This window comes from Paenibacillus sp. FSL H8-0317, assembly GCF_045040685.1.
In the GTDB taxonomy this organism is placed as follows: Bacteria; Bacillota; Bacilli; order Paenibacillales; family Paenibacillaceae; genus Paenibacillus.
Map to the genome: position 1 here is coordinate 5,491,771 of NZ_CP150294.1, position 17,657 is coordinate 5,509,427.

Below are 17,657 nucleotides of genomic sequence, written 5' to 3' on the forward strand. Positions count from 1 at the left end.
TTAATGTCACTCACTATACAAAGTGATTGTGAGATTTACAATTACAGTGCAGCTTGATAAATTTGTACTACATCTTCACGCTGCAAGTTTTTGAAGAATCCGAACGGACCGAATCGCATCGCTTTATCAGCCATCACATCAATCTGACTGTCGTCGATGTCATAGTCAGCCAAACGGCTAGGGGCACCAATTGAAGTCCAGAATGTACGCAGCGCTTCAATGCCTTCTTCAGCCACTTGTTTGTCCGACTTTCCAGTAGGATTAATATCAAATACATTAACAGCCATACGTTTGAATCGATCTACATCCACATCCAGATTATGTTTCATCCAGTGTGGGAAGAGGATTGCAAGGCCACCCCCATGCGGAATGTCGTACACGGCCGAAACGGCATGTTCTATATTGTGAGAAGCCCAATCTCCGGCAAGACCCATATTCAGGACATCGTTAAGCGCCATTGTTCCACAATAGAGAATGGTTTCACGCAGTTCATAGTTTTCCGGATCTTTAATCAGACGAGGGGCTGTATCGATAACGGTACGAAGAATCGTCTCACAGAATCCAAGCTGAACCGGTGTATTCGTATCCAGATGGAAATAATGTTCAAACACATGAGACATCATGTCTACCATGCCGTATACAGTCTGATCCAGTGGTACGGTGTATGTGTACTCCGGATCGAGAATGGAGAACGCTGGGAAAGAATACTCGCTGAACCATGCCCATTTTTCCTGCGTGTCCTGATTGGTTATTACTGAACCGTTGTTCATCTCGGAGCCTGTCGCTGCCATCGTTAGAATTGTCCCCAGCGGAAGTCCGCCTTCCGGGGTTGCTTCACGCACAACAACATCCCACATGTCTCCATCGTAATTGGCTCCTACTGCAATGGCTTTCCCACAGTCAAGTACACTGCCGCCGCCAACCGCAAGAACCAGATCAATGTTATGTGTTCTGCATAGTTCTACACCCTTATGAACCGTAGACAGACGAGGGTTCGGTTCCACACCAGCCAGTTCCGTAACCTCTGCTCCGATCTCATTCAACTGGCTGATTACCTGATCGTACAGCCCGCTACGTTTGATGCTTCCACCACCATATACAAGCAAAATACGTTTTCCGTATTTTGGAACTTCGGTTTGTAGTGCTTGAAGTTGCCCTTTGCCAAAAATCAGCCGGGTCGGATTATAAAACTGAAAAGATCTCATAACGTATGTTCCTCCAAAGAAGTCTGAAATTTTGTGCATCCACCATTATAGTTCTCTTTATTCGTAAAAACAAATACAGGCAAGAAGGAGATAACCGATGAGTATGGAGTCTGTCATGGCTAAACACTGTTTTCCTGGACAAAAAAGCTCCTGCCAGCAAAGCGGCAGGAGCTTACATCACAGGGATTCAATATAACCATCGCATGCTTCCATAACATGCATGGTCTACATCCCCTCAGATATTAAGAATTCGGCACTTAGGTTCTACCCCAGATCGGCAATCCGCTGTCCAATACGTGGAAACAGCCCAAAGGCATTCTCGTAGAAGACTTTATCATGATGCTGTTCCGGTACAAGTCGGCGGACAAATTCGGCATACAGATCGATTGGCGCAAGCGGCCAGTCGGTGCCAAACAGCATTTTCTCGTAATGATCCGAATAGACCAAGGCCCGGCGGAAATGATCCATGAATAAAGGTTCGTTCATGAACCGTTCAAAATGAGGCCGATCCCCCACCACAAGACCGGACAAATCCGCGTACACGTTAGGATTCTTCGCCACCACTTCAGCTGCATCCATTACCCAAGGATCACCCAGATGACAGATCATGAAGTTCACACCGCGCTGCTGCAAGGCTAATTCATCCACCGTTAATGGATGCGAATACTTGAGCAACCCATTCATCGAGTACGTGTCTCCAGTATGAATCACAACAGGCAAGTTGTACTTGGCTGCGAGTTCATAGACCGGAGTATAGATTTTGTCATACACATAGTGATGATAGTATCCGGCATAGAGTTTGATTCCGGCTACCTCGGGGGATTGCAGTCTAGCTTCAATCCGGTCCAGCTCGTCCTGAGCGTTTTTACCGTCTAGCGCATTAGGGTTGATGCCCACGCATTCCATGAGGAATGACGGAACCTCCTCTTCCAGGTCAAGTCCCATCGGGTTAGGGGAACTGGAATCCGGGAACGCTCCCTTCGTCTGCTCCGTAACCCCCATTCCGATACCCAGAATGACGTCGTTTTTATCAAACTCCGCTTTAAGACCAGCGGCAGAGTAATCCACTTTCGACAGATCGATTGCTGTTCGGTGAAAGCTGTCGATGTCCGACAGATGAATATGAATATCAATGATCGGCATGTGAAGCCTCCTTTTCATCGGTAGAAGATACAAAATTCAGTTTGAGAAGGTCATGCACATCCGCTGAACTCAGCGGGATCTGTCCCAGAACCAAATATGTCGGCTCCGTCCAGACCGTCTCCCCCTGCTGGAGTGTCAGATGATGATTCACGTTCAGACCCGTCACCTGATTATTGGCAAACCCCCACGCACTCTGATTCGGGTAACGATGGACCGCATGCAGCATGTTCTCACGCGAAACCGAACCTACTCGCAAAAGGTCTTCAAGTGGCAGGCCCAAATCCACCTTGCCCAGCGGGAATCGATCTTTACCCGGTTGTTCTATCCAACCTTCCGCAAATACAGATGAAGGCTGGAGGAAACGTTCCTCCGCAAGCGAGTAATCCGTCAGCGTCAGGCCGCTTTCGTTTGTCACGGCAAGCAGCGTACATAGCACAGGAACACCAGGGAGCATCAGATAATGCTGGTGGATCGTGATTCCCCGATTCGCTTCATGCTTCTCAATCCGGGTAGTCAGCTTTATGCCTTTCCAGACGTTGCCGTATTGATCCTTCTGCTCTGTCCAGGAAGCGACTCTTTGTTCCAACTGCCGGCTGAAACCATTCATGCCCGGAATCCCCACACCCAGTCCGCCGTACCACGGATTCCACCACGAGCGTGGAGCCGGTTCAGGATACGAGCTATCCAACCATTCTTCTCCTGCATATTTCAGAGAGTGTACTACACTCCCGAATTCAGGAGCAACGGCGATCGACAATACTCCATTGTCTACGGTATACAAAGGTCCAGATGAACCTTCTTCAATCTTCTGCTTCACCTCTGTTCCGCTCTGCGGGAACCAAAGGGCAGTTCGCTCCTGAATCCGATCTTCGCCCCGGTATAGCCCACGAACTTTCCAACCACTCACGTGCTGGTCTCGGTCCGCTTCGTCTGGTGAAAATGTCAGCTTGGCGGAGTTTAGGTTCTGCTCCGGACTGAATTCCTCAGCATTGGCCATAACCTCCTGTTCACCACCCTGCTGTACATACAGCTCCAGCTTGCCCGCAAGCGGAACCAGTTTGTGTTCAGTCAACGTTGCTTGTAGCACTTCCGGGGCAAATGGATTCCCCTCACTCAATGTGAGATCCAGATGACTGTCCAGCAACGGAATGATCGGGTTACGCTGCTTCTGTGCAAACGCACGGAAATCCGACCATTTGGCAAACGTGTTCAAAGCATATACAGTTGCTTTTGTCCGCACAACGGCTCCTGCGGGAATACGGCCAAGCTCATGCTGAAACCCCAGCGTGTATTCCGGGCGAAGCAACTTCAGAGAAGGGTCCCAATAGATACCGCTGGCACCATACTCCTCCTTACAGAACAGCCAGTTCTCCGTGATTTGGGCGCTGTCCCAATGGCTCGGATCGCCAGCGTAAGAATCCCCCATATCCACAAAACGATCTTGATACGGGAGAATTAACCGGTTTCCGTAAAACCCGAAGTTGTTCATTAGAAACAGGTCTTCTTCCCAAGCGGTACCTCGTGTATTTTCAACCTCGTGGTGGAATTCGGCGATTCCATTCGCAGACAGCTTGACCACGGACTTGATCTGCAAGCCAGGGAAATCCTCTGAGTCATACAGTGCTTCAAGAACCTGACGTTCACCTTCGGGATAAATATTCACTTCTTTTGCTTGTTTCTTGGATAACTCTTCGGCAAACGGCTTACCCAGCTTCGGATAAGTCCACCAGAATGAATGACGGGAGCCCGGGTATTCAATCCACATGTTATTATCTTGTTTGCTCATATGAAGGGAGAATGCGCCATTCACAGCCACCCATTGATCCTCAATCTGCCCGCCATATTTCCCTTCGATTCCCTTCATCAGTACAGAAATTTTGCTTGTAAAAGAGATCGCATGGTTCCCCGCTGGGACAGCCGTCACTTCTACTTCTTGGGAATAGAGACCATACGAACGCAAGGTGAAAGGCACTGGCACAGACATCTTACCTTTGGCAGGCACCGTAAAGCGCACCGAACGCTCCGCCCATTCAAGGAATTCATCCTCAGGCAGGTCCAAGCTGAACTCCGTTTCTGCATCCACATTATTTTCCACGTTCAGAACCAACTCAGCCGGGATGCCTGGATAGAGTTCCTTCACAGGCAAGACGGTCTTGATCTTGGCCGGAAATTTCGGGGCAATACCCAACCTGAACTCCGCTTTCTTACCGCCGATCAACCATGTGCTGGCAACCACAGGATGCGTTTTATTGTTATTCTGTTCCTCTGAAATCGGATCAAGGTGAAACTCACCTTCCACGATGATGGTTTCTCCCGGAGCCACTGCTCGTGCAACGTCCAGCGCAAATCGAATGTTTTTGTTATCCTCACCCTTGATCTCAACCGCCAGTTCGGACGCAGAAGTGTTCTTAATGCGATAGCGAACCTTATAGCTGGAACCAAATACCAGATCATGATCGTCAACCTCTGTGGAGATTTCGTAATCCGGTGTTTCGAGGGCAGTCAGCCCGCGACCCGACTTTTCAAATGCAGCCCGCAGGGAGACATCTCCCTTTTTCCACGTGTAGTCAAAGAAATCAAAACCACGTTCCCGTCGGCCATCCGGCTCGACCACGAGTTCACGCGTGCTGTCTGCATACCAATCCAACTCCTCGAAATATGGAGCAAGTGCTTCGGTCTGCAAAATGGTAGGGATGAAATTCATCAGATGCACATTATCATCTTTTTTCTCCCAGAAGAATCCACATTTCTTGTACATCGGTACAGCCTTCGTGTTGCCTGCCCATGTGAACAGATCCAGGCGGGGCCATCCGGCCTCCACGGTCTTGCGCACAGCATTCAGGATCAGGTTACGTCCGACCTTATACCCGTGATAGTCGGGGCGTACGTTAAGCAGCGGTACATATAACGCTCTCTCGTCATAGCGGTAATGAGCAAAACTGCAGAAGCCAACAACCTCTTCCTCATGAACGGCTAGAAATGCATAAAGATTGGACGAACTCTCCATCTCACGGCGAACTGTTTCCTCTGTTCTAAGGTTGGTGCCACCTCCCCAGCTTTCGTTACTGCGGTTCCACATATCCGCAAGTGCGGCAGCGTAAGAGGGATCGTATTCAATAATATGGATTTGGTCGATAATCGAAGTTACGGTCATGTTCTGATCTCCTTCTCTTTATGTACAGGATGGTGAAGAAGCTAGTGATAGTCTTATCATACTATAATTGGAAGCATTTTCAGAGAATTAAAAATCTTTCTTTCCAACTTATATGTGCCTTTCGGAAGCTCTTGTTAGAAGCGTCAAGGATGGACGAATCTATTTAGACATGAAAGAAAAAATCCACGTCTTTTAGTTAGACGTGGATTTAGGAATATGATCAGCTACTAATTTTCAATTATGCCAATATAGAACGGACATTGCGTAGAACTGATTTCATAAATTCAGAGGTTGGTTCGGCATGCCCCGCAATTTGGACACGTCGTTGCCGCACATCAAGACTCTTCAACTGATCCGTCAAAACAACACCTGAAAATGGCAGCTCTTCTGGTAATGTAACTTCAAAAGGATAATCCTTGGCTTGGCTCGTTATGGGACATACAACGGCAAAACCCGTTATTTCATTGAATTCAAGTTCCGATAGAACAATAGCCGGTCGTCTCCCGGCTTGCTCGTGACCCGCTTGAGGATCAAAGTCAAGCCATATCAGATCGCCTCGTTTGGGAATAATCAAAGTAACTCGTTCCCTTCAGTACCAAAGTCTATTTCTTCATGTCTTGTATCCTGTTTCACTTTAGAGAGCAAAGTCTTTAGATGGTTACGTAGTTCCTCATTGGACTCTACAGGCTTGGTTTTTGGACGCAACAACAATTCATTATCTTCTGTCACCAAAATCTCGATTTCCGAGCCTTCTTCCAGATTAAGACGCTTAAGCAATTGGTTAGGAATGCGAATTGCACTGCTATTTCCCCATTTGCTAAGTGTGGCTGTAGTCATGGCAATCCCACGCCTTTCGTTTGATTGATGCTCCAATTATACCTCACCTCCCTACAGTTGTATATCTATATGATATACATGAAACAATAAAAGGATACATTGTATTCAACCATAAAATAATGATTGTACAGCCTATGATTATGAATAGATATACCATTGGTATAAAGCAAAATAAGCATATAAAAAAACCTCATTTGGTCGAAACGAGGTTTCGCAGTCAGATCATCCCCAACAATGAAAAACAGCTGTAAGCCTTAGACGAAAAAAATGAAGTCCAGACTGCCCCTGTTTTATGGAGCTATAGTCCTTCGGTAACTTACCCTTGTATTATGTGCCTTGATCTCGACTGCCAGTTCGGACGCAGAAGTGTTCTTAATGCGATAGCGAACCTTATAGCTGGAACCGAAAACCAGATCATGATCATCGACCTCTGTAGAGATTTCGTAATCCGGTGTTTCGAGGGCAGTCAGCCCTCGACCCGACTTTTCAAATGCAGCCCGCAGGGAGACATCTCCCTTTTTCCACGTATAGTCAAAGAAATCAAAACCACACTCCCGTCGGCCATCCGGCCTCCACGGTCTTGCGCACAGCAGCGTAAGAGGGGGCGTATTCAATAGTATGGATCTGGTCGATAATCGAAGTTTCGGTCATGTTCTGATCTCCTTCTCTTTATGTACAGGATGGTGAAGAAGCTAGTGATAGTCTTATCATACTATAATTGGAAGCATTTTCAGAGCATTATATCATTGCCTCGGTATCCACTTCTGTATGAAGTGTCAATGAATCCATGCAACCCTTATGTACGGGCAAACATATTGCCGCAGTATGTCCTGAAATGGATATTCATGTGAACTTTGACAAGCTCTATTCGCTATTGTTACTCTTTGTACAGGAGTGTTTCTTTTATATATAAAAAAAGATAGATTCATGGAGGGAAAGCATGACAGAATGGATCACGCAATTTATACTCTTTTTTAAAGATTTGTCATACGCAGGTCTGGTTATTGCCTTGTCGTTTGAATTCGTACCTGCTGAACTTGTACTGCCCATGGCGGGATATTGGGTGTATCTTGGGGATATGAAGCTTTGGCTGGCTATACTCGCTGGTACCGTAGGTGGTACGTTTGGACCTCTGACGTTATATGCCCTGGGACGATACGGTGGCAGACCGATGGTCGAAAAATTTGGCAAGTATTTCTTGATTCGCCCCCACCATCTGGACGCTTCCGATAAGTTCTTCGAGAAATATGGCAGCGGGGTAGCTTTCTATGGACGTTTTGTACCCGGTATTCGGACCGTGATCTCGATCCCATGTGGAATGGCTAAGATGAATGTGTTTAAGTTCAGTATCTTTACCTTCTTGGCCATGCTTCCGATCACCTCATTGTACATTTACTTAGGCTTCAAATTAGGCTCTCAATGGGAGCACGTGGACGAGATTGTTAAACCTTATATCGTTCCGGCAGCGGTTGTTTTCTTAGGTGCTTTTGGATTGTACGTGCTTTTGAAACGTTGGAAAAGAAGAACGGCTTTGAACAAGTCATAGTCTTGTTGAGTTAGGGGAAAAGAGATGGGAAGTTTGATGTTGATTCTTTGAAATAGTCTTATGAAAAAACTCATCTAATTTATATGTTATGTAAAGCCCCGCTGATTTAAAAAATCAGCGGGGCTTTATTGTGATTGTTGGGTATAGAATCGTTTAGAGATTCTCCCTTTGATATTTCTATTTATTCGAAATTATATGTCGTTGCTGCGCCAGCTGGCAAAAGATTACGTGCTGCTTCCCGAACCTGAACCGATTCTCCGGCTTGAAGGGAGACAACTAAATCCCGACTAAACTCAATCCAATCTACTCCATCCATGGAATACTCAAGAGTTGACGTGAGTGGTGCAAGTGAATTACCCGTTCTTTTCACATTTACATTAGAGGTGAATACAAAACTTTTAGCAGTTCCTGCTGGAAGATACTTGCCACCTTTCTCACGAAGCAATATGGTGAGATCCCCTGGAAATTCAGGTGGATTCACCTCATCGTACGAGGTCCAACTTCCTCCTTCATCGGATGAATACTCCATAACTGATGATATATACATGGTATCGAATTTGTTGGTACTATCATTATGATAAATAAGTATTCCTACCTGATCCGAAAAGGAGAGAGATGCTGTTTTTCCAGCAGGTATTTGATTTACTGGATCGGCTTGTAAACGAACCTGTACTCTTGCTTTACCTGGGAAAACCGGTGGATCCTGCTCATCATATGGAATCCATGTCGTTCCATTGTCTACCGAAAATTCCATTGAAGCATCAGCGCCAATGATGATATTTTTAGTTTCATCCTCAGTCAAGACTGGTTTCTCAGGAGCTGAAGGCAATGTATCTTTTACATCGATAAAAATTGATGGGGTGTACGTTCCATCTTTTAGTAGAGCTCGAATAAACAGTTGGGTGGTGTCAGTAGTTAAAAACGTTCCTGATTGCAATCTATATCGGTTACCTGCATTCTTGTCTACGGTTGCAATCGATGATGTACTTCGTCCGTTGCTTCCCCAAAGAATTTCATAAGATACTACCGAGTTCTCGTCTGTAGCTGGAGTCCATGTAATATCGCCTCCAACAGATCCGGGTGTGGCATCAGTATCCACAAAATTTAAGTTCAGAGGGATATTAGAAGCTGCCAAAAACGCTTCTTCATATGCTGACTTGATCTCTTGAATACTAGAGAATTCACTTTCAGGAAGTACATTTCTTTGGTTAAGAATGGATTGAGCAATCTCTTTACGCGCCAAGCTATTGAGCCTATCAAACGCACTAACATCAATATTTAAAATGGCTGCGTATCTTTTTAGAGTTGACTCTATATTTGCTGCATTTACAGCGTTATTCATAGTTTTAATCGCATTTGATTCATTCGCTGATGGTGCAGGATATTGTGTATTCACTGCAGAGATGATTTCTTTCACATCAGCAAATGTTGAATATGTGCCTGCTTCCACAAGAGCTTTCTGATAATGTTGTCCATTGAACTCCACCAACCCCAATTCCTGTTTCAACGGAGAAGGATACACACCAAGAATGTGCATGACTGCTTCTCCCTTTAACGGATCGATCGTGTTACCCGTTTCTATGGATAACTGTTTGGTGATCAATGAGACCACTTCGGGACCTGAGTAACTTCCATGTCCGCCAAATGAATGGGCACTTGGAGAACCATTTTGTTCTGTAAATTTAATCTTTAGAGCATCTTTTACGTAGGTCCAGTCTAATCTATAAGACGTTCCATCTCCCAATGTTACCGGGTCAAAATTCAGATTCATAATAGGCATATTGGGAATGGTTAGATCCCAGTCAATTGAATTAATCTCAATAAATCCATATCCATAATTTCGAAGATGACCATTTTTAACTATGGCAGACGGGTTAGTTGTACTTGTAGCCGGAGGAGTAAGTAAGCCAGTGAACTGAATTCTAATCTGACTTAAGTTTGAATTCTCATAAGGAAGAACACTAATGTCATTCGCAAGATAATTCATAACGGAATGGATAAGCATCGGTTGCGTTTCCTGACCCGTTTCTCCATTTTTGAAAATGGCATACATGCTGTATGCTTTGGTCGGTTCCAGGCCTTCTATTTTATAGGTTACAGGTTGGTTAGCTGTTATAGAAAACATACCATGTGTTGAAGGCAGGTTATTAGGAAGTATTCCACTCTTCACTTGTTCAGTTGTAGGACGTACATTATCACCTGAACGAACAGCCATGTAATAGACCGTACCCGTTTTGTTCGTGGTCATCAAACCATCAGCCGAAGTTTCTGTACGGTTTTGATAACTCTTGTAAGTGTACGGATACCATGCTATTGGGTCCGGATTCGTTGGTGTTGGTGTTGTATCCGGATTAGAAGGCGTTCCTCCTCCGGAGTTCCCCGCATTACCTCCGCTATTGGAAGAATTACCGCCTCCTGAACTTGGGAGTACGTAAGCTGGATTCGATGCTCCGTTAATCGTAGCGATCTGTGTTTTTACTTTATCGTAGTTTGCAATCACTCTCTCTGGTGCTATTCCGTCTGGAAGCACTAGACGTTGAATGGAACCGTTAGCTGGGAGTGACACTTGGCTGGCACTATCTGTAATCGTTACGGACCCTATTACCCCGGTACCTTGTAGTGCAATTGTGCCAGAACCTTTAATGGTCACCGATTCGATATGACCTGTTCCAGAAATTGTTGTTTCTTTATTACCTGTATTGATCTCCAAGTTCTGGATGTGGGCATACAATGAAGTATTTTGAACACCTTCTCCTACAGTTACACTCTCATATGTGACGGATTCATCCCCCCACAATCCAGAGAGCTTGGACTCAATATGGACTTCTTTAACGACCGTTTTATTTACTGCTTCAACCCGAACATCTTCCTTGGTAACATTCATTCCTTGGAGTGACGAATGGTCGAATACGACCGTATTATTGTCTCCGCCCTTAACGTATGTTGTACCTTTTACCGTAATTTTCTCTGCGTAAAAGTCATTTTCGAGTTCCTTCGTAATTTCCAAATCGCCACTAACGTTGATATTCTTAATCGTTATGTAGTCAGCTGCAACTTTTACATTGCCTTCAATGACTGCTTGTCCGCCATCTAGTACGGTATTACCTGAGAACTCTTTTTTACCCGATTCTGCTCCCTGACCTGGCGTAAGAAGTTTTAGTTCAAATACCTTGGTGATACGACCATCTACGGTTTCAACACGAACTCCCGCGTTAGCAAGTGCAGCTACATTATTTTCCGAGAAAAGCGGTTTTAATGCTTCCGTCACACTATAATTGGTATTTCCAATCGTCACCATTCCATTTTCTATTTTCTTGATCGTTTGAAGTTTATTGATTGTAGTCTTAGAATCCATTCTTACTAAAATAGCTGCCAATTCCTGCCGAAGTACTGGTTTCTGTGGATGAAAGCTTCCATTACTTCCTGTCATCAAACCTGATGAAACAATGGATGAAACTGAGTTTTTAGCCCAAGCGGATATTTTCTGATTATCCTTAATACCTGGAAGCTCATCTTCTTGAACTGCCACTGCATCTACTTGTGTAGCTCTGGCCAAAATGGAAGCTAATTCTTCTCTTGTAATTACTGCTTTAGGACGAAATGTTCCGTTACGATCTCCATTCATCCATCCTGCTTTTTGTACCGCATTAATCGCACTTTCACTCCATGAACCAGGAGCAACATCTGTAAATGAAGAAACCACATTGTTGCTTAATTGAAGGCCCATTAATTTGGCAAGCGCGACTGCCGCTTCTTGGCGAGTTACCTCCTGTAAGGGGTGGAAATAACCCTCACGATCTCCATTCATGAACATCTTCTCTTGAGCTTCTTGAATAAGTCCCTTTGCCCAAGGCGATGCCTGTGCAACATCTTTGAACGGATCGGATGCTGCCGACACGTTGGAGTGAATTGCCGTGCTTAGCGTAAGAGCTATCGTTGCCATAGCTGCTACACCCAGTTTTTTCGAAATATCCATATTGCCTCCTAATGATTAAGTCTTTTCTCCTGATTTTTGTATAATATTGAACCAAAAGACCTATACATCATAATATGTAATTTAGCTTATAACAATAATTAATTACCAAAATATTCTGATCGTTAAGGAAAATAGTACTATTTTGTATCATTTGAGAATAGTTGAACCCAAGCTATATATCGTAGCAATTACTCCGTTGTTCCCTGTCTACACATGAAAATCTGTCATGAAGCATAAAAAAACTCCTTCCCACTCCATAATTGGATGAGAAAGAGTTATCAAAGAAACTTCACTTATCATATTATCTATATCAGTTCCTGCCTTCTTTTCAAATACACGTACAACACTACGCCAGATGCCGCACAGATCACAGCACATAAACCGATGAATCCATATCCCGCTTGAAGTCCGCGCAGCAGTCCCAACTGAGTCGTTGAACCGTACAGATTCTTCACGCCCTCAATCACCCAGCCAATCACATAGTTACCAATGACACTACCAACCCCCATCAAGGTAACCGTGAACGTAATCGCGGTGTCACTGCCATTCGGATATCTGCGTGCGATAAACGCCATAACTGTTGGATAGATCATCGCTATGCCCGCGCCAGATATTGCAAAGAAAATCGCAAGACGCTCTCCCCCTGCAAGTGCCACGAACGTACACACTCCCGAGAAAGCCGAGAACAGAATCAGTGACAGTACAAATCCGATCCGATCCGTTAGAGGACCCAGCAGCAAACGTCCAAGCGAGAACGTGAGGAAGAATGCGGACAGTAACCCCGAAGCTTTCACGGTGTCCCACGTGTAGGCTTTCTCCAGGAAGTTAACCAGCCAACCCCCAACCGCCAATTCTGATACCACGCCAAAAGAAAGAATAAGCACCATCAGCCAGATGGCTGGATCACGTGTTAACGTCTTGAGCGAGGTCCGATCTTCATGAGGAAGATCATCCCCCGGAAACTTGCTGCGCAGTGCCGCAATGATCGGCAGCAGACAGAGTGACAACATCACCAGATACATGCCGCGCCAGTCCAGTACGTGTCCGAACACACTCAACGACATCACCCCTGTCGCCAGCAAAGGCGCCACCGTTGAACTCAGCCCATAGAAGAAATGGGACAGGTTCATCATCGTACCTGTGTTCTTCACAAAGATCCGCGCACCCAGAATCGCCAAAGCAATCTCCAGCATGCCGTTACCGATGTACATGAAGAAGTACGATGAAGCAAAGAGAGGATAGTTATGAGACATGTAAATGAACACACCCGATAAGATCATCGATGCAAAAGATATGATGCTGACGGCCTTGATACCCCATTTGCGAACCAGAATAGCCGTGAACGAGCAGGCGATCAGGTACCCCAGTGCGTTCAGAGACAATAACGTCCCGAGCTGTTTCTCATCCAGATTGAAGTCGAATTGAATACGCGGAATGGCCGGCCCCTTAATATTTTCCGATATCCCGAATACGATAAATCCCAGAAAGATTGTTGCCAGTTGCATGGCGTACAGCTTGTTGAACTTTCGTTTGTTCCCTTGTGTACCTGCTTGCTGATTCAAAATAAGTTCCTCCATTGTGTCTATATAAGTTGAAACAAGGGTCATAAACTGGACACTCCAATGACAGAACAACCTTCCAATCGCTGTTATCCCCAGATTTTTTTCATTCCCTTTTGTTAAGGGAAAATCCGGTGATAAAGGCGAACGCTCCGCTTTTTCAGGTTTTTTCTGTCCTCTCCGTTACTGTTTAATGAAATAGTTCATCTTATATAAAAGGATTACTACAATTTTATTCGATCAGATGAAAGATCATCCTTCTGATCAACGTTCAGTTCCTTTACCACTGCTTCTCAATCACCTGGATGCGGTAGGTCAGGCTCTCCAGCGTCACCGCGACTAGCCCCGTAACATATTCGCGCCGAGTGTCTCTTTGAATAATCAACTCCGGCATATGCTCCAGTGGAATCATTCGATCCAAACAACCTTGCGTCAGGTCATCACGCATCGCCGGGTCCATCGTATCCCCTGTAACCACAATCGTAGCCGGGTTAATGATCGCGATGATGGATACCAGCGTCTGTACCACCAGTTCCTGCAACCCTTCCGTCGTTTTCAACATTCGCAGCTGCTCTTCCCGTGATACGCCAAAAGGTAAAAAGGACACTTCGCCCCCAAATTGCGTATTCCCGGTCAGCGGGCGACCATCAATGATAAAGCCTGCACCCGGAAAATGGTTCTCCGGAAACGTCACCACCGCGAAGTTTTTCTCTTCCTCAAACTGCTGCTGGTTATACAGTCCGTAGACCGTCAGGTTCATGTCGTTGCCAATGACCACTTCCACGTCTTCATACTGCTCCTTAAGCCTTGGCCCGAGTGGCTGATACATCAGCTTCGGTACGTCGCAAATCCCAATAACGCCGTTGTGCGCCACCCCAGGTATGCCGATCCCAATCGCCTGAACATTGTGGTGTTGTTCGATCAGGTTCGCAATTAGATCCTCTACCACCGTTACATTAATTTCTTCCAAAATGAGCGTCTGTTCGTCCGCCATCTCTCCGTTCAGATTGGCATATGTATGTGTAATGGAGTGAATACCGCCCTCTGTTCGAATAATTAGGCACAGCACACTGGCGTAGTCCGCATTGAATTGATATCGACTCGCCGGTCTTCCCCCACTCGATTCGTCTGGACCCAGATCGATAATCTCACCCGTTTGGAGTAATTCGTTAAGGATTGTGCCGCATGTCGCTACGCTTAGTTTTGTCAGGTTCGCAATGGAAGCCTTCGTGCCTACGCCCATTGATCGGAGCGTGTTCTTCACCAATTCAACGTTAATGCGCTTCACCTGCTGGGTGTTGTGTGATGTGGGTAGCATAGTTAGTTATATGCCTCCTTTCGTTCATTTCGAACCATTCAATGAATGTTTTTAAAAGTGTTTTAATAATTGAAGTGTAGGGGGATTTGGGAGGAAAGTCAATGCTAAATTGAGAGCGATAAACGTATGGACGGGAAAGCAAAAAGACAGTTCAAGATCATCTAATATCATCCTGCACTGTCCTTTTAGTTAAGGTAGTTTATGTAGACTGGCTTATGTGATTGGCCAAGATGCTCTTCTCCAGTCGAACTTCAAATAACTTTCGGTTCAGATCCTGTTCCATGGCATGAAGGTGATATGCTGCTTGTTTCACCGTATCCATGTCTAGCACACCTGCCTGCTTCGAAATTATCTCCATGGCGTCTAGGATGAGTTTATTGCATGTGACGAGTTGATCAACGTAATCGTCTTCTTGTTGGACGAGTTGTGCATACTGCGAAGACAGGTCTTCGCTGTTGGTACTTGTCATGTTAATCTCTCCTTTGTTAAAAAGAGATTAACATAGACTAAAGGCGAAAGTGGTACGCGAAGACGTACAATTGAAATTAATAATTTTGTACAAAAGCGCATTAACAGTTAGAGCGCTATATTAATTCTTCTTCAAAATCAATAATGATCTTCAGATTTAATTCTCCCAAAAGACTCTAGTTGTACAAATTTAGACTTAAAAAAATTTGGATCTAATTTCCTTTTCACTAAATTAAAAAATCTATCATCATGGGTAGCAATTATAACCTGCTTGTCCAGTTCTGTTGTGATTATTCTTAACAGGTCTATAAATGAAAGTAAATTTATACTATCTAAATGTTGGATCGGGTCGTCCATAAAAATAGTGTTATAACCATTATTACTTTCAAGAGCTTTAGCTAAAAATATACTTAAAGAAAGTATATTTACTTGGGCAGAACTAAAGAATAGTATTGGAGACTCTTCTTTTGTTTTTTCTTTATTCAAGGCTGAAACCATTAAGCCTAATTGACTATCCTCTTGTTGTATTATTCTAAATTCAATATTGGTGAAGTCGGGGTGAGGCTCTATCATTTGATATATTTTGTTGATTGTTGCTAAATTAAATTTTGTTTCTATTTGTTTTTGAATATGCTCTTTGCCAGTTAAAACTAATGAATTTGTATCTCTTAATAACTGATCAACATATTCTTGTTCAGCCAATAAATCATTTAAGATATTTTTTTTCCTTATCCATAACTCATTTTTTTCTAGAACATCGAGATTGTTAATAGCTTCTTTACACACCTGTATTAATTTATCATTTTGGGATTTAGTTTCATTTTTTTGTGATATAAATTGCTCTAAATGATTCAGAGAGACATCATCTACATCAAGGAGCAGTTTGTATTCAGTGAAAAATTGGTTTTTGATATTATTTAATTCATGGTTTAATACATCAATTTGATTAACACTGTTAACAATATTTTCATAATTCTTACCTTCTAACTCCTTTAAAAAATTATTGTAATTTTTAATTGTTTCATTTAAACCTAAAGTTTCGGTAACTAGTAAAGCATTAAAAGAATCTTTCATTTGTGTTAGTGTCTCAATGAAATTCTCATTTTCTAACAATTCATACTCCTGTAATAAAATTCTTCTGTATTCATTAAACTCTTTATTATTTAAAAGATCAGAGATTTGATTGTTAATAAATTCAAAGTTACTTTTCAATTTAGTTAATTCATGTTTCTTACTTATTATTATATTTTTCGTAATTTCTATAGAATTTTCAATTCCACCTATTGTCTCTTTCATTCGCTCAAGATTTAAATTTATTTCATGTGAAACTAAATTAAGCTTTTGACGAGTCTCCTCGAAATAGTTTGATTTATTATAGCGACAGATTGTAATATGAAGTGCGACACCCGCTGGAAATAAATAAATAATGGCCCATGGCCGGATTCGTGTAGAATGAAGTCACCACAACAACCATTCACACAAGGAGAATCCACCATGAGCTACAGACATCTTAGCATAATCGAGCGCAGCAAGCTAGAAATCCTCCATCGGCAAGGTCAAAGTTCAAGAGGCATCGCAAAAGAATTAGGAAGACATCCTTCGACGATTTGTCGTGAATTGAATCGTGCTACTTCATCGCAAGCCTATCAGGCAGAACAGGCTCAGAGCGCGTATGAGGAGCGTCGTAAGGCTTCTGTCTCACCTGGTAAATGGTCCGAAGTCTTAGCTATTTCCTTGGAGGAAAAACTGCAAGCCACGTGGTCTCCGGAACAGATCACGGAACGTTTCCGCATCCAAGGCCTGCCGTCGGTCTCCTTTAAAACCATCTATCGTTGGCTCTATGCCGGACGTCTAGTTCGAGGCGTGTTACAGGTCCTTCGACACAAAGGGAAGCGTCAGAAACCCACAGAAACTCGCGGTAAATTCGCTATCGGCAGATCCATTTCGGATCGCCCCAATGAGGTTCGTTCCCGAGAAACGTTTGGGCACTGGGAACTGGATACCGTCGTATCAGGTCGTGGGAAAAGTAAAGGATGCGTAGCCACGCTCATTGAACGCAAAACCCGGCTGTATACCGCCATTCTCATGCCGGATCGTACCGCTTTGTCCATGGAAATTGCGCTTGGTGTAGCCATCTCCCAGTACCCTAAAGGCACCTTCCTTACAGCCACGGCTGACAGAGGCAAGGAATTTGCTTGCTATGCAAACCTGGAAGACACACATGGCTTTCACGTCTATTTTGCTGACCCGTATTCTTCCTGGCAACGCGGTTCCAACGAAAATGGGAATGGACTACTGCGGGAGTTTCATCCCAAGGGTACCGACTTCGCTCAAGTAGAGGATGAAGATCTCGGCCACTCACTGGATCTGATTAACCACAGACCCCGAAAATGCTTGGGCTGGAGAACCGCTCACGAATCTTTCACAGAGGAACTGTCGCACTTGGTTTGA

At 44.2% G+C, this 17,657-nt stretch carries 13 protein-coding genes; 2 read left to right on the forward strand and 11 right to left on the reverse strand.

Annotation, left to right across the window (positions count from 1 at the left end; all coding sequences use genetic code 11):
* Nucleotides 1–41: 41 nt before the first annotated feature.
* From MHB43_RS24590 to MHB43_RS24615, 6 genes are all read right to left on the reverse strand, one after another.
* Nucleotides 42–1,205, reverse strand: coding sequence for an iron-containing alcohol dehydrogenase (locus tag MHB43_RS24590; RefSeq protein ID WP_221824569.1), 1,164 nt, complete (start codon nucleotides 1,203–1,205; stop codon nucleotides 42–44).
* A gap of 264 nt (nucleotides 1,206–1,469) precedes the next feature.
* Nucleotides 1,470–2,348, reverse strand: a complete 879-nt coding sequence (locus tag MHB43_RS24595) for a TatD family hydrolase (protein WP_339178532.1) — start codon at nucleotides 2,346–2,348, stop codon at nucleotides 1,470–1,472.
* Nucleotides 2,335–5,502 carry a GNAT family N-acetyltransferase gene (locus tag MHB43_RS24600; protein ID WP_339178535.1) on the reverse strand — a complete coding sequence of 1,056 codons (3,168 nt, stop codon included), beginning with the start codon at nucleotides 5,500–5,502 and terminating at the stop codon, nucleotides 2,335–2,337. Before MHB43_RS24600 ends, MHB43_RS24595 begins: the two co-directional genes overlap by 14 nt.
* A gap of 238 nt (nucleotides 5,503–5,740) precedes the next feature.
* Nucleotides 5,741–6,076 carry a type II toxin-antitoxin system PemK/MazF family toxin gene (locus tag MHB43_RS24605; protein WP_339178538.1) on the reverse strand — a complete coding sequence of 112 codons (336 nt, stop codon included), beginning with the start codon at nucleotides 6,074–6,076 and terminating at the stop codon, nucleotides 5,741–5,743.
* Complete coding sequence (locus MHB43_RS24610) at nucleotides 6,073–6,375, reverse strand: AbrB/MazE/SpoVT family DNA-binding domain-containing protein (RefSeq protein WP_017687001.1); 303 nt, start codon at nucleotides 6,373–6,375, stop codon at nucleotides 6,073–6,075. The genes MHB43_RS24605 and MHB43_RS24610 overlap by 4 nt, the downstream gene beginning before the upstream one ends.
* Before the next feature lie 254 nt (nucleotides 6,376–6,629).
* A complete protein-coding gene (locus MHB43_RS24615; protein WP_339178541.1) occupies nucleotides 6,630–6,953 on the reverse strand; it encodes a hypothetical protein in 324 nt (107 codons plus the stop codon).
* Between the two features lie 326 nt (nucleotides 6,954–7,279).
* Here MHB43_RS24615 and MHB43_RS24620 point away from each other — a divergent pair, with 326 nt between their 5' ends.
* The gene (locus MHB43_RS24620; RefSeq protein WP_211082661.1) at nucleotides 7,280–7,885 is read left to right on the forward strand and encodes a DedA family protein; all 606 of its coding nucleotides are present in this window, start codon (nucleotides 7,280–7,282) and stop codon (nucleotides 7,883–7,885) included.
* Between the two features lie 181 nt (nucleotides 7,886–8,066).
* Here the strand turns inward: MHB43_RS24620 and MHB43_RS24625 are convergent, their stop codons facing one another.
* From MHB43_RS24625 to MHB43_RS24645, 5 genes are all read right to left on the reverse strand, one after another.
* Complete coding sequence (locus MHB43_RS24625) at nucleotides 8,067–11,861, reverse strand: DUF4073 domain-containing protein (protein WP_339178545.1); 3,795 nt, start codon at nucleotides 11,859–11,861, stop codon at nucleotides 8,067–8,069.
* A gap of 305 nt (nucleotides 11,862–12,166) precedes the next feature.
* Nucleotides 12,167–13,366, reverse strand: coding sequence for an MFS transporter (locus tag MHB43_RS24630; RefSeq protein ID WP_339185437.1), 1,200 nt, complete (start codon nucleotides 13,364–13,366; stop codon nucleotides 12,167–12,169).
* Nucleotides 13,367–13,700: 334 nt separating this feature from the next.
* Entirely contained in the window at nucleotides 13,701–14,738 is a 1,038-nt protein-coding gene (locus MHB43_RS24635) for an ROK family protein (protein ID WP_339178547.1), read from the reverse strand.
* A gap of 199 nt (nucleotides 14,739–14,937) precedes the next feature.
* Nucleotides 14,938–15,207: a hypothetical protein gene (locus MHB43_RS24640; protein WP_339178550.1), complete on the reverse strand. Its 270-nt coding sequence runs from the start codon at nucleotides 15,205–15,207 to the stop codon at nucleotides 14,938–14,940.
* Between the two features lie 137 nt (nucleotides 15,208–15,344).
* On the reverse strand, nucleotides 15,345–16,502 hold the full coding sequence (locus MHB43_RS24645) for a hypothetical protein (RefSeq protein WP_405130645.1): 1,158 nt from the start codon (nucleotides 16,500–16,502) through the stop codon (nucleotides 15,345–15,347).
* 198 nt (nucleotides 16,503–16,700) lie between these two features.
* On the opposite strand from MHB43_RS24645, the gene MHB43_RS24650 reads away from it, so the two are divergent.
* Nucleotides 16,701–17,657, forward strand: a complete 957-nt coding sequence (locus MHB43_RS24650) for an IS30 family transposase (RefSeq protein ID WP_076210700.1) — start codon at nucleotides 16,701–16,703, stop codon at nucleotides 17,655–17,657.